This is a genomic window from Rhizobium sp. BK399 (assembly GCF_014194695.1).
Lineage (GTDB): Bacteria > Pseudomonadota > Alphaproteobacteria > Rhizobiales > Rhizobiaceae > Rhizobium.
Genome location: NZ_JACIAH010000006.1, coordinates 126566 through 144352 on the forward strand (window position 1 = coordinate 126566; position 17787 = coordinate 144352).

The following is a 17787-nucleotide window of genomic DNA, read 5'->3' on the forward strand; positions in this document are numbered from 1 at the left end:
GATAAGCAGGGCGATGAGCGACACCGAGCGACAGTCAAAAGATGCCGCCTCGACGGGCACCGGATACCGGGTGCTGGCACGCAAATACCGCCCCAAGGATTTCACAGATCTGATGGTCGGCCAGGAGCCGATGGTCCAGACCCTGACCAACGCCTTCGAGACCGGTCGTATCGCGCAGGCCTATATGCTGACCGGCGTTCGCGGTGTCGGCAAGACGACGACCGCCCGCATCCTCGCCCGTGCGCTGAACTACAAGACGGCAGAGATCGACAAGCCGACGATCGATCTGCGGATCCCCGGTGAGCATTGCCAGGCGATCATGGAAGGCCGGCATGTCGACGTCATCGAGATGGACGCCGCCTCCCACACGGGTATCGACGACATCAGAGAGATCATCGAGCAGGTACGCTACCGCCCGGTCTCGGCGCGCTACAAGGTCTACATCATCGACGAAGTGCACATGCTCTCGACGCAGGCCTTCAACGGTCTGCTGAAGACGCTCGAAGAGCCGCCGGAGCATGTGAAGTTCATCTTCGCGACGACCGAAATCCGCAAGGTCCCGATCACGGTCCTGTCGCGCTGCCAGCGCTTCGACCTGCGCCGCATCAGCGCGTCTGATCTTGTCGGCCTTTTCACCACGATTGCATCGAAGGAAGGCATCGAGGCCGAACCCGATGCGCTGGCGATGATTGCGCGTGCCGCCGAAGGCTCCGCACGCGATGGTCTTTCGCTGCTTGACCAGGCGATCGCCCATGGCGGCGGCGCGGTTCTGGCTGAAATGGTGCGCGGCATGCTCGGCCTCGCCGACCGCGCCCGCATCGTCGATCTCTTTCATCACATCGTCAAAGGCGATGTCGCAGCGGCGCTCGGCGAATTCGAAAGCCAATACGAAGCGGGTGCCAATCCCGTTGCCGTGCTGACCGATCTTGCTGACTTCACGCATCTGGTCACGCGCCTGAAATATGTGCCTGATGCGGCAAACGACCCTTCGCTCAGCGAAGTCGAACGCACGAAGGCTGCTGAATTCGCTAAGGGCGTGGCGGTGACGACGTTGTCACGCATCTGGCAGATGTTGCTGAAGGGCATTCCGGAGGCCGAGGGCTCCTCGCGTCCGGCCGGCGCCGCAGAGATGGTGTTGATCCGGCTGGCGCATGCCGCGCATCTGCCGGCACCCGAAGACGCCGCCCGTCGCCTGGCGGAGTTTTCCGAGACGAACGGTGGCGGTCGCCCGTCTGCGCCATCTGGCAACGGCGGTGGCGGCGCAACGGTGAACTACCAGGGCAATCTGGCGGCTCGATCGACCGAGTCGATCCCGCGTCCACACCCCGCCGGTCCGACCGCGATGCTGCGCGCCGTCCCCAATCCCGATCCGCACAACGTGCCGGTCGGCCGCGTCGAGACGAAGCCGACCGAGGCGCCGAAGCCGCTGGTGTCGGTCAATTCCATTGGCGATATCGCCAATCTGGCCGGCGACAAGCGCGATGTGAAGATCAAGGCGCTGGTGCGCAACTTCGTGCGCCCGGTGCGCATCGAGCCCGGTCGCCTCGACGTCAATCTGACGGAAGGTGCCCCCGGCACGCTGCTGAACGAACTGGCAGTCAAGCTCAAGGACTGGACCGGCATCCATTGGATCGTCAGCCTCAGTCGCGAGGAAGGCCAGCCGACCATGGTCGAGGCCGAAGCGAATGCCAAGGCGCAGCAGGTGAGCGACGCCCGGCAGGATCCGGATGTGGCGGCGATCCTCGCACAGTTTCCGGGCGCCAAGATCATCGACGTTCGCGTACGGGCGCCGGAACCGGATGAGGAAGAAGAGGTCAAGGCGCCTGCCGCTGCCGAATCCGACGAAGGCGACATCCTGCCTGGCGACGACATAATTTTCTAAAGTATCGAGAAGGAGCGAGACGATGCGCGACATCATGGGCATGATGGGCAAAGTCAAGGAAATGCAGGCCAAGATGGAGAAGATGCAGGCGGAAATCGCCGAACTCCATGCGGAAGGCAAGTCGGGTGGCGGTCTCGTCACCGTGATCCTCAACGGCAAGGGCGAGATGCAGAGCCTTAAGATCGACCCGTCCCTCTTCAAGGAAGACGACGTCGAAATCCTCGAGGACCTGATCGTTGCCGCGCACAAGGATGCCAAGGACAAGGCCGAAGCGGCCGCTGCCGAAAAGACCAAGGCGTTGACTGCCGGCCTGCCGATTCCTCCCGGCTTCAAGATGCCGTTCTGATCATCCGGTAGATCGAGAGGGCGGTGTCGGCTGCGCTGGCATCGCTTCCGTCACGCAACAGGGAGGATTGCCGATGACGTTGACCAGTCTGTTTGTCTTCGCCTGCGCGTTGTTTGTCGCGGCTGGCTCGCCGGGTCCAAGCGTTGCTGCGCTCGTCGCCCGCGTGATTTCCAAGGGTGCGCGCGACGTTCTGCCGTTCCTTGCGGCCATGTGGCTCGGCGAAGCAATCTGGCTGACCTGCGCCGTCGCCGGCTTGGCGGCGATTGCCGAAACCTTCCACTATGCTTTCATTGCCATCAAGTGGCTGGGTGTCTGCTATCTGTTGTATCTCGCCTGGAAGATGTGGTTCGCATCGCCTGATAGTGACGGCGAGGCGCTGCCTGATGCGCAGTCGCCGTTGAAGCTTTTCCTCGCCGGCATGACGGTCACGCTCGGCAATCCCAAGATCATGATGTTCTACATGGCGCTGCTGCCCTCGATCATCGACATTCAGTCGGTGACCATAGTCGGCTGGGCCGAACTGGTTGTGACCATGCTTCTGGTGTTGATCGTGATCGATATCAGTTGGGCGCTGCTCGCCGCCAAGGCAAGAAGCTTCCTGAAGAGCCGGCGTGCTGTGCGCATGGCCAACCGCGCGAGTGCCGGCACGATGGCCGGCGCCGCGGTGGCAATCGCGATCCGTTAGGCTACCTCTGCGAGATGTGACGCTTGGGCGGCAAAGGCGGTGGTGCCGGCGGCACCCAAGTCAGGACCATACTCGCAACGCCTGCTGCGATATTGAGGCCGGACGTGCCCTCAGCCGATACCGGTTGCAAAGCAATCGAGCCTTCGAAGCCGCCGATCAGGACATTAGCCCCGACGCCAAGGCCGACCGTAGCATTGGCTGCGACGCCCGCGTAACTGCCCTGCAGCGCTCCGTCGAGCCGATTGGTCGGCGCATAGACGAGCCAGATCATGCCGCCGCCAGCGAGCGTCCCGATATCGACGCCGAATTTGGTGATCGTGCCGGTGTATCGTTCGCTTGGCCGATCAGGGGAAGACGGTGTAAAAATGCAGTTGAGCGTCCGTTTGGAGCCGATGATGACACCGAATCCCGGAGATATGTCACAGCCCAACGAGCCGACCTTGACGCGGGCTGCTGCCGGCGTTGCTGATAGGAAGGTAGTGGCTGTTGCGGCGATGACGGCCGCCGCGATAAGTCTTGCGATGGACATGCGAGCCTCCTTCGATTTACACCCCGTGCGTGAAAATCTAGGAGTGTTCTTCGCCTCAGCAAGTGGCGGCGATCGAAATCCGCCTCATGAGTGATTGCGCGCTAGTTTCATCAGTTCGCGTCCGATCGGCTTTGGGGGCTCGCTACGCAACACGAGGGATGTTGTTACCGCACCATAGCGAGCGATGCTGTCGACGATGATTTCAAGCTCGGACGGCGAGGGAACCAGCACCTTCAGGGCGAAACAGTCCTCCCCGGTCAACCTCAGAACCTCGATGATTTCAGGTGTTTCAGAGAATTGTTTGAGGCAGGCGCGGATATGTTCGTGAATGGTGCGCAGCCGGATGACGGCCATCATGCCCAGGCCGAGTGCCGCGGTATTGATGCGGGCACCGTAGCCCTCGATGATGCCTCGCTCCTCCAGGCGCTTTAGCCGCTCGGACGCGGCCGGCTGCGACAGGCCGACCTTTCGCCCCAGTTCGGAAACGGTGATACGCCCGTCGGCCTGCATGATCTCGACAATCAGCATGTCGGTAGGGTCAAGTTGCCGGCTTACGAAATCAGCCATTTTTGTATCGCCTTTAATTCATCGGCTTGAGGACGGTTTTCCCGATGATTTCCTATGTCGGTAGCTGACTATCTCACGCAGCTTATCCTGTGAGCAACAGGAAGGAATCGATGCGAGATATCATCACTTTGCCCGGCATTGGCGGGTCCGGCGAAACACATTGGCAATCTCGGTGGGAGGCGAGCGACGCGCGCATGCAGCGCTTTTCGCCTTCGAGTTGGGATCGACCCGAACTCGACAATTGGATTGCGGCATTGGACCATGCCGTCGCGCAGTCGAAGGCGGAACCGCTTCTCGTCGCTCATAGCCTCTCCTGCCTGCTTGTTGCCCATTGGGCGGCGCGGAGTAGGCATCGGGCCGGTGGCGCCCTACTGGTAGCACCACCAAATCCGACCTCGCCGGCCTTTCCCTGCGAGGCCGCCGGCTTTGCCAATCCGCCCGACACGGCGCTCCCATTCCCGTCTCTGGTCATCGCGAGCAGCGACGATCCCTTCGGCTCGCTTGACTATGCGCGCACCACGGCGAATGGTTGGGGCAGCGAGTTCATGGAGATCGGCACCCGCGGCCATATAAACGGGACAAGCGGGCTTGGGGATTGGCCGCGGGGACGCGCTGCTCTGGCAGCCCTTGAGGCGCGCTTGCGCTAGGGGGCTGCCTGCTCTTCGAGAATATCGCGAAGCTTGTAGTGGATCGGGGCCGCGAGATAGCGGTCGCGATCCTGCGGCGCGAGAACCTTGCCGAACGTGGCGATCATGTCAGGCATCGTGACTTTTTCACCGCCATAGGGGAGATGCTCGACCGGTATTCCGGCTGCAATCGTTCCGCCTTTGATGACACGGCAATAGATGCCCGGTCGGGCGGACTTGGTGTAGCGCTTGACGAAGCCAGGGTCGCCCATTCGCGCGGCGAACGTCGCGCAAGGGATACGCGCGCTGGTAACCTCCAAAACAAGATCGTCGGCTATGAATCGATCCCCGACGCAAACGATGCGGTTGTCGAGACCGTCGATTACAATGTTCTCGCCGAATGTGCCTGGTTCGACCGGTCTCCCCAGCTCCGTCGACCACCAGTCGAGCGTCAGTGATCCCTCGAGATAGACCGCCTGGTCGACGCCGCCATGGTGCTTCCGGTTGCAGATGGCGTCACCGACCAGCCCCTCGGCATCGACAAGCACGCTGCCGCTGATCGGATGCTTGTAGATTCCCGTCTTGTAGCTCTTGCCGGGCAGACGCTCGGCACTTCCGATGCAGACGGCAAGGATTTTCATTCGTTCGGCTCGTCCAACCTGTTTCCGTTTTTCCACCATATGGGCTAATAACCGCTCATGGCAAAGCGAGTCACCGGCCCCGAAATCGAAAAACTGATCCAGCTTCTGGCGAAGGTGCCGGGCCTCGGCCCGCGCTCCGCACGCCGCGCCGCGCTGCATCTGATCAAGAAGAAGGACCAGCTGCTTGGCCCTTTGTCGAATGCGATGGGTGAGGCCTACGACAAGGTGAAGATTTGCTCACGTTGCGGCAATGTCGATACCGTCGATCCCTGCACCGTCTGCACGGACGACCGGCGCGACCAGTCCGTCATCATCGTTGTCGAGGATGTATCTGACCTTTGGGCGCTGGAACGTGCCGCCGCCCTAAATGCGGCCTACCATGTTCTCGGCGGTACCCTCTCGCCCTTGGATGGCGTCGGTCCTGACGATCTCAACATTCGTGGCCTGATCGAACGCGTCACGGCGGGCGGCATTCGCGAGCTCATCATCGCCGTCAATGCCACGGTCGAGGGTCAAACGACAGCACACTATATAACCGACCAGCTGACCGGACTGGACGTCAAGATCACGCGGCTTGCCCACGGCGTTCCGGTCGGCGGCGAACTGGACTATCTCGACGAAGGAACGCTGCAGGCGGCACTCCGGGCACGCACGGCAATCTAGGGGGAAGCATGAGCAAGCGCATTTTCGGCCGCCTTTTGACCGCGACGGCGGCGCTTCTGGCTCTGTCATGCACGCCGGTGCTTTCCGCGTCGAAGGCCGATGTCGAAGCGCAGTTCGAGAAATGGGTGCAGAACGATCTCTGGCCGGAAGCGCAGAAGAACGGCATTTCCGAGCGAGCGTTCCGTGCGTCGTTCGCCGGTGTCGAACTCAATTGGAGCCTGACGGATCTCGCCCCTCCCGGCTTTCCGCCGTCGAAGGAGCAGAAGCAGACGCAGGCCGAATTTTCCTCTCCGGCCCCTTATTTCAATGAGGATCGGCTGAAACGATTGGCTACCACCGGCCGCGGTTTTGCCTCGCAATATGCGTCGGCGCTGAAGAAGATCGAGAGGACCTACGGGGTTCCCGGGTCGATCGTGCTGGCTGTCTGGGGCCGCGAAACGGGGTTCGGTGCGGCCAAGATCCCGAACTCGGCAATCGAGGTGCTCGCGACCAAGGCTTTCATGTCGACGCGCAAGGAGATGTTCCGCACGGAACTGCTCGCAGCTCTCCACATCATTGATCGTGGCGACGCAACGCCGGCCGAATTCAAGGGGTCATCCGCCGGGGCACTCGGCCAGCCGCAATTCATGCCGACCAGCTATCTGAAATATGCGGTCGATTTCGATGGCGACGGCCATCCGAATATCTGGACGTCGGTCCCCGATACCCTTGCCTCTATCGCCAACTTCCTGGCGCAGAAAGGTTGGCAGCGCGGCCGCGGCTGGGGCTACGAGGTGACGATCCCGGCGCAGGTCTCCTGCGCGCAGGAGGGACCGGATCTCGCAAAGCCGGTGTCGCATTGGGCATCGCTTGGCATTGTCAGAATATCGGGCAAGGCTTTCCCTTCGGATGAAGGCAAGGCATCCGGGATGATGCTCGTTCCGGCTGGTCGCGACGGACCGGAATTTGTCGTCACCCCGAACTTCTATGTGATCAAGGAGTACAATAACTCCGATCTTTACGCCCTTTATATCGGTAACCTCGCGGATCGGATTGCCTATGGTTCCGGCGCCTTCCAGGGGCCGTGGGGCGATGTCGGCAAGATGTTGCGCTCCGACGTCGCAGCCATGCAGAAGGCACTGGAGAAGAAGGGCTACGATGTCGGCGGCTCCGATGGCTTGCCAGGCTACAAGACGCGCCGGTCCATCGGCCAGTGGCAGGAAAGGAATGGCATGAAGCCCACCTGTTATCCCGAGGCATCGATGATCGGCAGGTTGAAGTAAACCTAGAGGCTACGCTTCAGCCCTTCGTGGCTCGCGACGAACCCCATCTTCTCGTAGAACCGGATCGACTCCGTCCGCGATTTGTCGGAGGTCAATTGCACCAGGCCGCAACCGCGCTCGGCGCAACGCCCAACGGCCCATTCGATGAAATCGGAGCCGAGGCCCGAGCCGCGGGCGTCGCTGGCGACACGCACGCTTTCGATCTGCCCGCGCCACATCCCAGTCCGCGACAAACCAGGGATGAACGTCAGCTGCAGGCAGCCGACGATGCGATCGCGCTCATCGACGGCGACGGCCAGCAACTGGTTGGCATCGGCCTCGATCGCCGCGAATGCTGCAATATATCTGGTATCTGGTGGATCGGAGACGACCTCGCGCGTGGCGCCGAGATAGTCATCGGAAAGTAGGCCGATGATATCGGTCAGATCGGAACGACGGGCAGGGCGAAAGGAATGCATGTCTTGCCTCAATGATGGAGGTCGATCGGCGCCTTGTAGAAGACGTCGTCATTGGGTGGAATCGCCTGACGCTCGATCAGCCGGTGCACCTGCGGTAGTTGTTCACCGCGGTGCAGGTCGCGCAGCCGTTCGATGTTTTCGGCATCGGCCTGCGTGCGGCGTTGATTGTGCCTGATGTATTCGACCCAGGTCGGCGTATGGTAGGTCTCCGTCCACCGCCCGGGCTTTTCGAGGTCGCGCATCAGCGCCCAATTGCGGGCGCCGTCGCGAATGCGGATGCGCCGGCGGTCACCCATCAATGCCAGAAACTCCGGCACGTCAGCATCTGCGATTTCGTAATCGATCTGGACGACGATCGGGCCGCTGCGCGGGGTGATATCAAGACTGAGCGCCGGCTCGGTGAAGCGGTTCAGCGGGTCGAGGTTGAGCGAGGCAAATGCCGGCATGGCAAAGCGCAGCCCGACGACGATGCCGAAGAGCATGACGACCGCGGAGATCAGCAGGGCGTTTGAGACACCGTAGCGGTCGGCGGCCACGCCCCAGATCCAGCTGCCACCCGCAATGCCGCCGAAGGTCACGGTCTGATAGAGTGACAGCGCGCGACCGACGACCCAGCGCGGCGTCGACAGCTGCACGATGGTATTGAACAGTGATAGCGCCAGCACCCAGCAGGCGCCGGATACCACCAGTCCGGCACAGGTCAGCGCGGCAATCGGGCTGAAGGCGGCGACGACGGCGCTCAAGGCAAAGCCCGCGAACGAAATCCGTATGATCGTTTCGCTCGAGAAGCGGTCACGCAGCCCGTCATTCAACATCGCACCGCCGATCGCGCCGATGCCGAAGGAACCGAGCATCAGGCCGTAGGTCAGCGGGCCGCCGACAACCAGGTTGATCGCCACGATCGGCAGCAGTGCCAGAATGGAGCTGGCGCTGATTCCGAAAATGAGGCCACGCAGCAGTACCTTTTGCAGGTTGGGCGACATCGACACATAGCGAAGCCCGGCAAAGACCGCCCTGCCCAGGGTTTCCCGTGGAAGGGTAGAGGTCGGCAGGCTCGGTTTCCAACGGATTAGCGCATAAATCAGTGCGAAGTAGCTGAACGTGTTGGCGGCAAAGGCTGCTGCCGCCCCACCGGCGGCGACAATGACGCCACCAATCGCCGGACCGACGCTGCGGGTGATGTTGAAGCCGACGCTATTGAGCGTCACGGCTGCAGGCAGGTCCGGACGTGGCACCATGTCGCCGACGGACGCCTGCCATGATGGGTTGTTCAATGCCGTGCCGCAGCCAATCAGAAACGTGAAGAACAGCAGAAGCCACGGCGAAAGCCAGCCGAAATAGGCCGAAACGCTCAGCAGTGCGGAGACGCCCAGCATGAAGTATTGCGCCGTCAGCATCACCCGGCGACGATCGAAGCTGTCGGCAAGAGCGCCTGATAGAAGCGAGAAGAGCATGATCGGCAGTGCCGTCGAAGTTTGCACGAGTGCGACCATGTTCTCTGAGGAGGTGATGGTGGTCATCAGCCAGGCGGCGCCGACCGCCTGGATCAGGCCGCCGAAATTCGAAGCGAGGCTTGCAAACCAGATTGTTCGGTAGGTTTCGTGCCGTAGCGGCGCCAGTGTCGACGAATTGTAAGGCACGATCCCTCCCGATGGCGGTCCCCCGACCAATATATGCCGAAAGATGCCGCTGGCTACCTTGGGCGACCGCCAAGCCGAAGGTTGGCGACGGACCTTGCAATTTCGTAAAAACCGGCCTATATGGCTCTCAAATCTTGATCGTTTTGATGAAGAGTGGGCCGCAAGGACCCGCTCTTTTTTATTACCGCGATCATCCGAAATGCAGAAAATTGCGAGGAGCGCATCGCTTGTCGGATCCGACGAACGCCAACAATGAACTTGAGCCGCGGCTGATCACCGAGACCGGTCTCGATCAGCGCCTTGCGGACATAATCGAGCCCGTGCTTGTCGACCTGGGCTACCGTCTGGTCCGCGTACGCATGCTCAACCAGAACGGCGCCACCATGCAGATCATGGCCGAGCGCAACGATGGAACGATGGACGTCGAAGGCTGCGAAGAGGTCTCGATGGCCGTTTCTCCGGTTCTCGATGTGGAAGATCCGATCGATAGAGAGTATCATCTGGAAGTGTCTTCGCCGGGTATCGACCGCCCGATGGTGCGGAAGTCCGATTTTGTGCGCTGGCAGGGACACCTTCTGAAGTGCGAAACGTCGATCATGGTCGGCAACCGTAAGCGCTTCCGGGGCAAGATCGTTGCAACCGACGCAAACGGTTTCACGCTCGAGCGTGATCAGGTTTCCGAGGGTGAGGAACAGAATATCGTCATTCCTTTCACGGCCCTCGCCGATGCGAAGCTCATTCTGACCGACGATCTGATCCGCGATGCACTGCGCGCCGACAAGCTGGCGAAGGCAGAGGCCGCGAACCAGAACGAAGCGGAAGACGAAGAATAAACCGATCAACTTGTGGCGCCGGGGAAAGGGAACCCTGAACGCCTAGACGGAGAGAAAAGACAATGGCAGTCAGTGCGAACCGGCTCGAACTTCTGCAGATCGCAGATGCAGTGGCGCGCGAAAAGGTGATCGACCGCGAGATCGTGCTTGCCGCGATGGCAGATGCGATCCAGAAGGCCGCGCGCTCCCGCTACGGCACCGAGTCCAATATCCGCGCCGACATCAATCCGAAGACCGGTGAAATCCGTCTTCAGCGTCTGCTCGAAGTTGTCGACAAGGCCGAGGATTATTCGACCCAGATCCCGCTCGAACTGGCCCGCGACCGCAACCCGGACGCAGCCCTTGGCGATTTCATCGCCGATCCGCTGCCGCCGATGGATTTTGGCCGCATTGCCGCCCAGTCCGCCAAGCAGGTTATCGTCCAGAAGGTTCGGGAAGCCGAGCGTGACCGCCAGTTCGACGAGTTCAAGGATCGCGTCGGCGAAATCGTCAACGGCACCGTCAAGCGCGTCGAATACGGCAACGTCATCGTCGACCTCGGCCGTGGCGAAGGCATCATCCGCCGCGACGAAATGATCCCGCGCGAAAACGTCCGCTATGGCGATCGCGTCCGTGCATACGTATATGACGTTCGTCGTGAACAGCGCGGCCCGCAGATCTTCCTGTCGCGCACGCATCCGCAGTTCATGGTCAAGCTCTTCACCATGGAAGTGCCGGAAATCTACGACGGCATCATCCAGGTGAAGTCCGTTGCCCGTGATCCGGGTTCGCGCGCCAAGATCGCCGTGATCTCGAACGACTCGTCGATCGATCCGGTCGGCGCCTGCGTCGGTATGCGTGGTTCGCGCGTTCAGGCCGTTGTCGGCGAGCTTCAGGGCGAAAAGATCGACATCATTCCGTGGTCGCAGGACCCGGCGACCTTCGTCGTCAACGCCCTGCAGCCAGCTGAAGTCGCCAAGGTCGTTCTCGATGAAGATGCCGAGCGCATCGAAGTCGTCGTTCCCGACGAGCAGCTGTCGCTGGCCATCGGCCGTCGCGGCCAGAACGTTCGCCTGGCCTCGCAGCTGACCGGCTGGGACATCGACATCATGACGGAAGCCGAAGAATCCGAGCGCCGTCAGAAGGAATTCAACGAGCGCACCAACCTGTTCATGGATTCGCTCGACGTTGACGAAATGGTCGGCCAGGTTCTGGCCTCCGAAGGCTTCGCGGCTGTTGAAGAACTGGCCTACGTCGATCTCGACGAAATCGCCTCGATCGACGGTTTCGACGAAGACACGGCACAGGAAATCCAGACCCGTGCTCGCGAATATCTCGAAAAGCTCGAAGCCGAAATGGACGAAAAGCGCAAGGCGCTCGGCGTTTCCGACGAACTGCGCCAGATCGACGGCATGACCGCCCAGATGATGGTCGCACTCGGCGAAGACAGCATCAAGACGATCGAGGACTTTGCCGGCTGTGCCGCTGACGATCTCGTTGGCTGGAGCGAACGCAAGAACGGCGAGACCAAGAAGTTCGAGGGCCTGTTCTCCAAATTCGACGTTTCGCGCGTCGAGGCCGAGCAGATGGTCGTTCAGGCTCGCCTCGCGGCTGGCTGGATCACCGAGGAAGACCTCGCCAAGGACGCGGAAGCTGAAGAAGCTCCCGAGGCCGAGCAGGAAGTATAATGTCCGCGCGTGAGCCGACCGTTTCTCCTGAGGACGAGGATCTTGCAGGATATGACGTGAATGGTCGCATGTGCATCGTGACGCGCGAAAGCGGATCGCCGGATGAGCTGATCCGCTTCGTTGCCGCTCCGGATGGGACAGTCATCGCCGACCTGAAGCGCCAGCTTCCGGGACGCGGCTGTTGGGTGAAGATCGACCGCTCGCTGGTCGACAAGGCCGTGGCGAAGAAGCTCTTCGCCCGTGCGTTGAAAGCGGATGTGAAGGCGGACGCCGCTCTCGGCGAAACCGTCGGGATGCTGCTAGCGCAGCAGTTGATGCAGATGATGAACATGGCCCGCAAGGCGGGGCAGTTCGTTACCGGCTCCGCGAAAGTGGATGCCGCAGTCAGGAGTGGGGCCGCGATTGCGGTGTTCCACGCAACGAATGCCGCCGAAGACGGCGTGAGAAAAATCGACCAGGCCCGCAAGGCCTGGCACCTCGGAATGGAGACCGAGGAGGAAATACCTTCCTACCGTCTCTTCTCGGAGAGCGAAATGGAAGGCCTGATGGGCCAGAACGCTTTTATCCATGCTGCAGTGCTTGCAGGGCAGGCGGGTGAGGGTGTAGTGAAGCGCGCAAAGATGCTCGAACAGTACCGCAACGGCGGTCAGTCCCGGGCAGCGGGCGGCGCTGGCCGGCAAAAACAATGATGCGGTCACCGGCTTGTCCGGCCCCGATATCATTGATCGACATATTTGATTGACAGGGTTTGATGACGTCATCGCTCCCTGTCCGAAGGAACGGGAACGAATGACCGATAGCAATGACGACAAGACACTGAACGGCCCGGGCAAGAAGACTCTGACCCTGAAGCCGTCGGGAATGAGCCAGGGCACCGTGCGCCAGGACATGGGCCGCGGGCGCACCAAGGCGGTCGTTGTCGAGACCCGCAAGCGGCGTCCGATGCGTCCGGAAGACGAACGCCCGATCACCCCCGTAAGCTCCGCCGCCGCCCCGGTACGCACCGAAGCCGCTCCGAGCGCGCATCAGCCGCGTGCACCGCAGGCTCCGCAGCCGCGCATCCAGCCGGCCGGCGGCCAGCAGTCGCGTCCGCAACAGCCATCTTCTCAGCCTCCGCGCCAGCAGGATCGCCCCCGTCCGGTGGTTCTGAATCATCTGTCGCCTGAGGAAATGGATGCACGCCGCCGCGCGCTCGCCATGGCGCAGGTTCGCGATGCTGAAGATGCGGTTCGCCGCGCCGAAGAAGAAAAGCGTCGTGCCGCTGAAGAAGCTGCGCGCCAGGCTGCCGAGGCTGAAGAAGCCAAGCGCCGCGCTGCAGAGGAAGCTGCTGCTAGTGTCGCGGAAGCTGCCGCCGCTGCTGCGGCTCCGGCTCCGGCTGAAGTTGCAGCGTCCGCTGCTGCCGCGCCTCGCGCCGAAGCCCCACGCGTTCAGCCGTCGGCTCCCGCCGCACGGCGTCCCGATGGCGCGCCGTCGCCGGCCCAGGCGCGTCCGGCGCCGGGAGCCGCTGCACCTGGACCTGCCGGTCGCGGTCGCCGCGAATCCGACGAAGACGATCGCGCAGCACCGCGTGGCGGCGCTCCGGCGCGTGGCCGTATCGTGCGTCCGGAACCGGCAAAGCCCGTTACCGCGCGCCCGAAGGGCGACGAAGGCCGCCGTCAGGGCAAGCTGACAATCACCGCTGCGAGCACCGACGACGACGGCAACGCCCGTGGCCGCTCGATGGCCGCCATGCGCCGCCGCCAGGAGAAGTTCCGCCGCAGCCAGATGCAGGAAACCCGCGAAAAGGTTGTCCGCGAAGTCATCCTGCCGGAGACCATCACGATTCAGGAACTGTCGCAGCGCATGTCTGAACGCGCCGTTGATGTTATCAAGTACCTGATGAAGGAAGGTCAGATGATGAAGCCGGGCGACGTCATCGACGCCGACCTCGCGGAGCTCATCGCCGGCGAATTCGGCCATACGGTCAAGCGCGTTTCGGAATCTGACGTTGAAGAAGGCATCTTCAACATTGCCGACGCCGAAGGCGATCGCGTTTCCCGTCCGCCTGTTGTGACCATCATGGGTCACGTCGACCACGGCAAGACCTCGCTGCTCGACGCCATCCGCCATGCCAACGTGGTTGCCGGCGAAGCCGGCGGCATCACCCAGCATATCGGTGCTTATCAGGTCGAGCAGAACGGTCAGAAGATCACCTTCATCGACACCCCTGGCCACGCCGCCTTCACGGCCATGCGTGCCCGTGGTGCACAGGCGACGGACATTGCGATCCTGGTCGTTGCGGCCGACGACAGCGTCATGCCGCAGACCATCGAATCGATCAACCACGCCAAGGCCGCTGGTGTTCCGATCATCGTGGCGATCAACAAGGTCGACAAGCCGAGTGCCGATCCGCAGAAGGTGCGCACGCAGCTCCTGCAGCACGAAGTCTTCGTGGAATCGATGGGCGGTGAAGTTCTCGACGTCGAAGTTTCGGCCAAGACCGGCTTGAACCTCGACAAGCTGCTGGAAGCCATCCTGCTGCAGGCCGAAATCCTGGACCTCAAGGCCAACCCGAACCGCACGGCGGAAGGAACGGTCATCGAAGCTCAGCTCGACCGCGGCCGCGGTTCGGTTGCCACGGTTCTCGTCCAGAACGGTACGCTGAAGCCTGGCCAGATCATCGTCGCCGGTGATGTCTGGGGTCGTGTCCGCGCCCTCGTCACCGACAAGGGCGATCATGTCAAGGAAGCCCCGCCGGCCATGCCGGTCGAGGTGCTTGGCCTTTCCGGTACGCCGCAGGCCGGTGACAGGTTCGCCGTCGTCGAAAACGAAAGCCGTGCCCGCGAGATCTCGGAATACCGCCAGCGTCTCGCTCGCGACAAGGCCGCCGCCCGCCATTCTGGCCAGCGCGGCTCGCTGGAACAGATGATGACGCAGCTGCAGTCCGCTGGCGTCAAGGAGTTCCCGCTGGTCATCAAGGGCGACGTGCAGGGTTCGATCGAAGCGATCGCAGGCGCGCTCGAAAAGCTCGGTACCGACGAAGTCCGTGCCCGCATCGTTCACTCGGCCGTCGGCGGTGTGACGGAATCGGATATCTCGCTTGCCGAGGCATCTGGCGCCGCGATCATCGGCTTCAACGTCCGTGCGAATGCGCAGGCTCGTACGCTGGCTGAGCGCCAGGGCATCGAAATCCGCTACTACAACATCATCTACGATCTGGTGGATGACGTTAAGGCGGCGATGTCGGGCCTGCTTTCGCCGGAGCGTCGCGAAACCTTCCTCGGCAATGCCGAGATCCTCGAGGTGTTCAACATCACGAAGGTCGGCAAGGTCGCGGGTTGCCGCGTTACCGAAGGCAAGGTCGAGCGTGGCGTCGGCGTTCGCCTCGTCCGCGACCACGTCGTCATCCACGAAGGCAAGCTCAAGACGCTCAAGCGCTTCAAGGATGAAGTCTCGGAAGTGCATTCCGGCCAGGAATGCGGTATGGCTTTCGAGAATTACGAAGACATCCGCGCCGGCGACACGATCGAGTGCTTCCGCGTCGAGCACATCACGCGTACGCTCTGATCGTGTGAAACTGGAAATTTGGACGGGCGCCGGATCAACTGAGGCCGGCGCCCGAACCTTTTGAGGCAAAGAAAAATGGCAACAAGACCAACAACCTCCGCACCTTCGCAGCGTATGCTGCGCGTCGGCGAGCAGGTTCGCGCCGCGATCACGCAGGTTCTGCAGCGCGGCGAAGTGCGCGATGACGTGATCGAGAAGACTGTCATTTCCATCTCCGAAGTCCGCATGTCACCCGATCTGAAGATCGCGACGGCCTACGTGACACCGCTCGGTGTGACGGATCATGATGCGGTGATTGGTGCGCTAAACCGCAATGCAAAATACATTCGCGGCCGCCTCGGGTCCCAGCTACGGCAGATGAAGTACATGCCGGAGGTCCGCTTCCGCGACGATACGAGCTTCGACAATTACAAGAAGATCGACGAGTTGCTGCGCTCGCCCGAGGTCCAGCGCGATCTCGATCACGGCGATACCGAAGAAGAATAGTAGAAGAGACTGATGTCCAAACCACGCAAACCGAAAGGCCGCCCGATCTCGGGCTGGCTGATCCTTGATAAGCCGGTCGATTTCGGCTCCACTGAAGCCGTTTCCAAGATAAAGTGGCTGTTCAAGGCGCAGAAGTGCGGTCACGCCGGCACGCTCGACCCGCTGGCGTCGGGGATGTTGCCGATCGCCCTTGGCGATGCGACCAAGACCGTCCCCTACGTGATGGACGGCCGCAAGATTTACGAATTCACCGTGACTTGGGGCGAGGAGCGTGCAACGGACGATCTCGAGGGCGATGTGACGCAGAGCTCCGACAAGCGCCCGAGCGAACAGCAGATCCGCGACCTCCTGCCGAAATACACCGGCGTGATCAGTCAGGTGCCGCCGCAATTTTCCGCCATCAAGATATCGGGCGAGCGCGCCTATGATCTGGCGCGTGAAGGTGAAGCCGTCGAGATTCCGTCGCGCGAGGTCGAGATTTTCCGTCTGACGCTCCTGTCTTGCCAGGATGCCAATACGGCGCATTTCGAGGTCGAATGCGGCAAGGGCACCTATGTGCGGGCGCTTGCGCGCGATTTCGGCCGCGAGCTTGGCTGTTATGGCCATATCTCCGGCCTGCGTCGCAGCTTTGTCGCTCCATTTGCCGAAGAGACGATGATACCGCTTGCCGATCTCGTTGCGCTTGAGACAGTCGAAGACGCGGACGAACGGCTTGCAGCTCTGGATACCCTGCTGATCGAGACCAGCGAAGCGCTCTCCTCGCTGCCGCATCTGGTCGTCAACGACGACCAGGCGCACAGGCTGAAGATGGGCAATCCGATCCTCGTGCGCGGTCGCGATGCACCGGTTGCCGAAAGCGAAGCCTATGCCACGTCCCGCGGCAAACTGGTCGCGATCGGCGAGATCGGCCAGGGTGAGTTCCGCCCGAAGCGCGTGTTCGGCTGAGGCTCGATAAACCTCCGGTTTCGGCCCGTTGCAGGCCGAACGAAACCTCAGATGGCAGTTGTCAGCCTTTGCCATTGAGATATGTTTCCCTGATCCGGGCCGCGGAGCCCTTCGGATCAGGGAGACAGTCATGCGCAGACTTGCAGCCGGCATCCTGATGTTCTTCTCGGCGGTTTTGATAGCCGCCGACGCGTGCTCGGCAGAGCGCTGGGCGATGTTGCCAGCCTTCCCGCCGATGCCGGCCCCTAAGACAAGCGGCATGGCCCCCGTCAACGACATCGAGATGTACTACGCCGAATACGGCGAGGGTGAGCCGATGCTGTTCATCCACGGCGGACTCGGCAGCGCGGATGTCTGGGGCTATCAGGTGGCTGAGTTCGCCAGGGACCACCGGGTAATCGTCGCCGATAGCCGGGGACATGGCCGCTCGACGCGCAGCCAGCAGCCGTTCGGCTATGACCTGATGACCTCGGACTACGTCGCATTGCTGGATTATCTGAAGCTCGACAAGGTGACGCTGGTCGGATGGTCGGATGGCGGCATCATCGGCATCGACATGGCGATGAAGAACCCTGAGAAGCTGACGCGCGTGGTCGCGCAGGCGGCAAACGTCACGACCGACGGCGTCAAGGCCGACGTCATGAACAACAAGACCTTCAGCGACTATATCAACGCGGCCGGCGAGACCTACAAGAGACTGTCGCCGACGCCGAACGAATATGATGCCTTCGTCACCCAGATCTCTGGTATGTGGGGAAGCCAGCCTGCCTGGACAGCCGACGACCTCAGCAAGATCAAGGTGCCCGTTACTCTGGCGATCGGCGATCACGACGAGGCCGTCAAGGTTGACCATACCGAGATGATGGCCAAGCAGATTCCGGGGTCGAAGCTGGTGATCCTGAAGGACGCAAGCCATTTCGCCATGCTGCAGGACCCAGAGGGTTACAACGCCATGATCCGCGATGCCATGGCTGGAAAGTGACCAATCGGCCATCTGTGGCATGCCTCTTT

At 61.8% G+C, this 17787-nt stretch carries 18 protein-coding genes; 13 read left to right on the plus strand and 5 right to left on the minus strand.

Annotated features, from left to right (window positions below; genetic code table 11):
* The first annotated feature begins 13 nt into the window (after positions 1-13).
* The 3 genes from FHT97_RS14870 to FHT97_RS14880 all read left to right on the plus strand — a co-directional run bounded on the left by FHT97_RS14870 (position 14) and on the right by FHT97_RS14880 (position 2913).
* Positions 14-1882: a DNA polymerase III subunit gamma/tau gene (locus FHT97_RS14870; protein ID WP_183863224.1), complete on the plus strand. Its 1869-nt coding sequence runs from the start codon at positions 14-16 to the stop codon at positions 1880-1882.
* A 22-nt stretch (positions 1883-1904) separates the two neighbouring features.
* Positions 1905-2228: a YbaB/EbfC family nucleoid-associated protein gene (locus FHT97_RS14875; RefSeq protein WP_007799011.1), complete on the plus strand. Its 324-nt coding sequence runs from the start codon at positions 1905-1907 to the stop codon at positions 2226-2228.
* Between the two features lie 73 nt (positions 2229-2301).
* The gene (locus tag FHT97_RS14880) at positions 2302-2913 is read left to right on the plus strand and encodes a LysE family translocator (RefSeq protein ID WP_183863226.1); all 612 of its coding nucleotides are present in this window, start codon (positions 2302-2304) and stop codon (positions 2911-2913) included.
* A gap of 1 nt (position 2914) precedes the next feature.
* Here the strand turns inward: FHT97_RS14880 and FHT97_RS14885 are convergent, their stop codons facing one another.
* Together FHT97_RS14885 and FHT97_RS14890 are read right to left on the minus strand one after the other, a co-directional pair.
* Positions 2915-3442: a DUF992 domain-containing protein gene (locus FHT97_RS14885; protein ID WP_016552210.1), complete on the minus strand. Its 528-nt coding sequence runs from the start codon at positions 3440-3442 to the stop codon at positions 2915-2917.
* Between the two features lie 84 nt (positions 3443-3526).
* Complete coding sequence (locus FHT97_RS14890) at positions 3527-4009, minus strand: Lrp/AsnC family transcriptional regulator (protein WP_183863228.1); 483 nt, start codon at positions 4007-4009, stop codon at positions 3527-3529.
* 110 nt (positions 4010-4119) lie between these two features.
* On the opposite strand from FHT97_RS14890, the gene FHT97_RS14895 reads away from it, so the two are divergent.
* A complete protein-coding gene (locus FHT97_RS14895; protein WP_183863230.1) occupies positions 4120-4656 on the plus strand; it encodes an alpha/beta hydrolase in 537 nt (178 codons plus the stop codon).
* On the opposite strand, the gene FHT97_RS14900 is transcribed toward FHT97_RS14895, so the two are convergent.
* Positions 4653-5276 carry an MOSC domain-containing protein gene (locus tag FHT97_RS14900; RefSeq protein ID WP_183863232.1) on the minus strand — a complete coding sequence of 208 codons (624 nt, stop codon included), beginning with the start codon at positions 5274-5276 and terminating at the stop codon, positions 4653-4655. The genes FHT97_RS14895 and FHT97_RS14900 overlap by 4 nt on opposite strands.
* Before the next feature lie 57 nt (positions 5277-5333).
* Between FHT97_RS14900 and recR the strand changes: the two genes are divergently transcribed.
* Both recR and FHT97_RS14910 read left to right on the plus strand, forming a co-directional pair.
* Positions 5334-5939: a recombination mediator RecR gene (gene recR / locus FHT97_RS14905; RefSeq protein WP_016552214.1), complete on the plus strand. Its 606-nt coding sequence runs from the start codon at positions 5334-5336 to the stop codon at positions 5937-5939.
* Between the two features lie 8 nt (positions 5940-5947).
* A complete protein-coding gene (locus tag FHT97_RS14910) occupies positions 5948-7201 on the plus strand; it encodes a lytic murein transglycosylase (RefSeq protein ID WP_183863234.1) in 1254 nt (417 codons plus the stop codon).
* A 2-nt stretch (positions 7202-7203) separates the two neighbouring features.
* Here FHT97_RS14910 and FHT97_RS14915 read toward each other — a convergent pair whose 3' ends face one another.
* Both FHT97_RS14915 and FHT97_RS14920 read right to left on the minus strand, forming a co-directional pair.
* Positions 7204-7659, minus strand: coding sequence for a GNAT family N-acetyltransferase (locus FHT97_RS14915; protein WP_183863236.1), 456 nt, complete (start codon positions 7657-7659; stop codon positions 7204-7206).
* Between the two features lie 8 nt (positions 7660-7667).
* On the minus strand, positions 7668-9299 hold the full coding sequence (locus FHT97_RS14920; RefSeq protein ID WP_183863238.1) for an MFS transporter: 1632 nt from the start codon (positions 9297-9299) through the stop codon (positions 7668-7670).
* A gap of 227 nt (positions 9300-9526) precedes the next feature.
* On the opposite strand from FHT97_RS14920, the gene rimP reads away from it, so the two are divergent.
* From rimP to FHT97_RS14955, 7 genes are all read left to right on the plus strand, one after another.
* Positions 9527-10132 (plus strand): ribosome maturation factor RimP, encoded by a 606-nt coding sequence (rimP, locus tag FHT97_RS14925; RefSeq protein WP_037131128.1) that lies wholly within the window; start codon positions 9527-9529, stop codon positions 10130-10132.
* A gap of 62 nt (positions 10133-10194) precedes the next feature.
* Positions 10195-11799 carry a transcription termination factor NusA gene (gene nusA / locus FHT97_RS14930; protein ID WP_114710517.1) on the plus strand — a complete coding sequence of 535 codons (1605 nt, stop codon included), beginning with the start codon at positions 10195-10197 and terminating at the stop codon, positions 11797-11799.
* Positions 11799-12488, plus strand: a complete 690-nt coding sequence (locus FHT97_RS14935) for an RNA-binding protein (RefSeq protein WP_183753773.1) — start codon at positions 11799-11801, stop codon at positions 12486-12488. The genes nusA and FHT97_RS14935 overlap by 1 nt, the downstream gene beginning before the upstream one ends.
* A 100-nt stretch (positions 12489-12588) precedes the next feature.
* Positions 12589-15345 carry a translation initiation factor IF-2 gene (infB, locus tag FHT97_RS14940; protein WP_183863240.1) on the plus strand — a complete coding sequence of 919 codons (2757 nt, stop codon included), beginning with the start codon at positions 12589-12591 and terminating at the stop codon, positions 15343-15345.
* A 75-nt stretch (positions 15346-15420) separates the two neighbouring features.
* Complete coding sequence (rbfA, locus tag FHT97_RS14945) at positions 15421-15831, plus strand: 30S ribosome-binding factor RbfA (RefSeq protein ID WP_183863242.1); 411 nt, start codon at positions 15421-15423, stop codon at positions 15829-15831.
* Between the two features lie 12 nt (positions 15832-15843).
* On the plus strand, positions 15844-16776 hold the full coding sequence (gene truB, locus FHT97_RS14950; RefSeq protein ID WP_183863244.1) for a tRNA pseudouridine(55) synthase TruB: 933 nt from the start codon (positions 15844-15846) through the stop codon (positions 16774-16776).
* A 130-nt stretch (positions 16777-16906) separates the two neighbouring features.
* Positions 16907-17758 (plus strand): alpha/beta hydrolase, encoded by an 852-nt coding sequence (locus tag FHT97_RS14955; RefSeq protein ID WP_183863247.1) that lies wholly within the window; start codon positions 16907-16909, stop codon positions 17756-17758.
* The last annotated feature ends 29 nt before the right edge of the window (positions 17759-17787 follow it).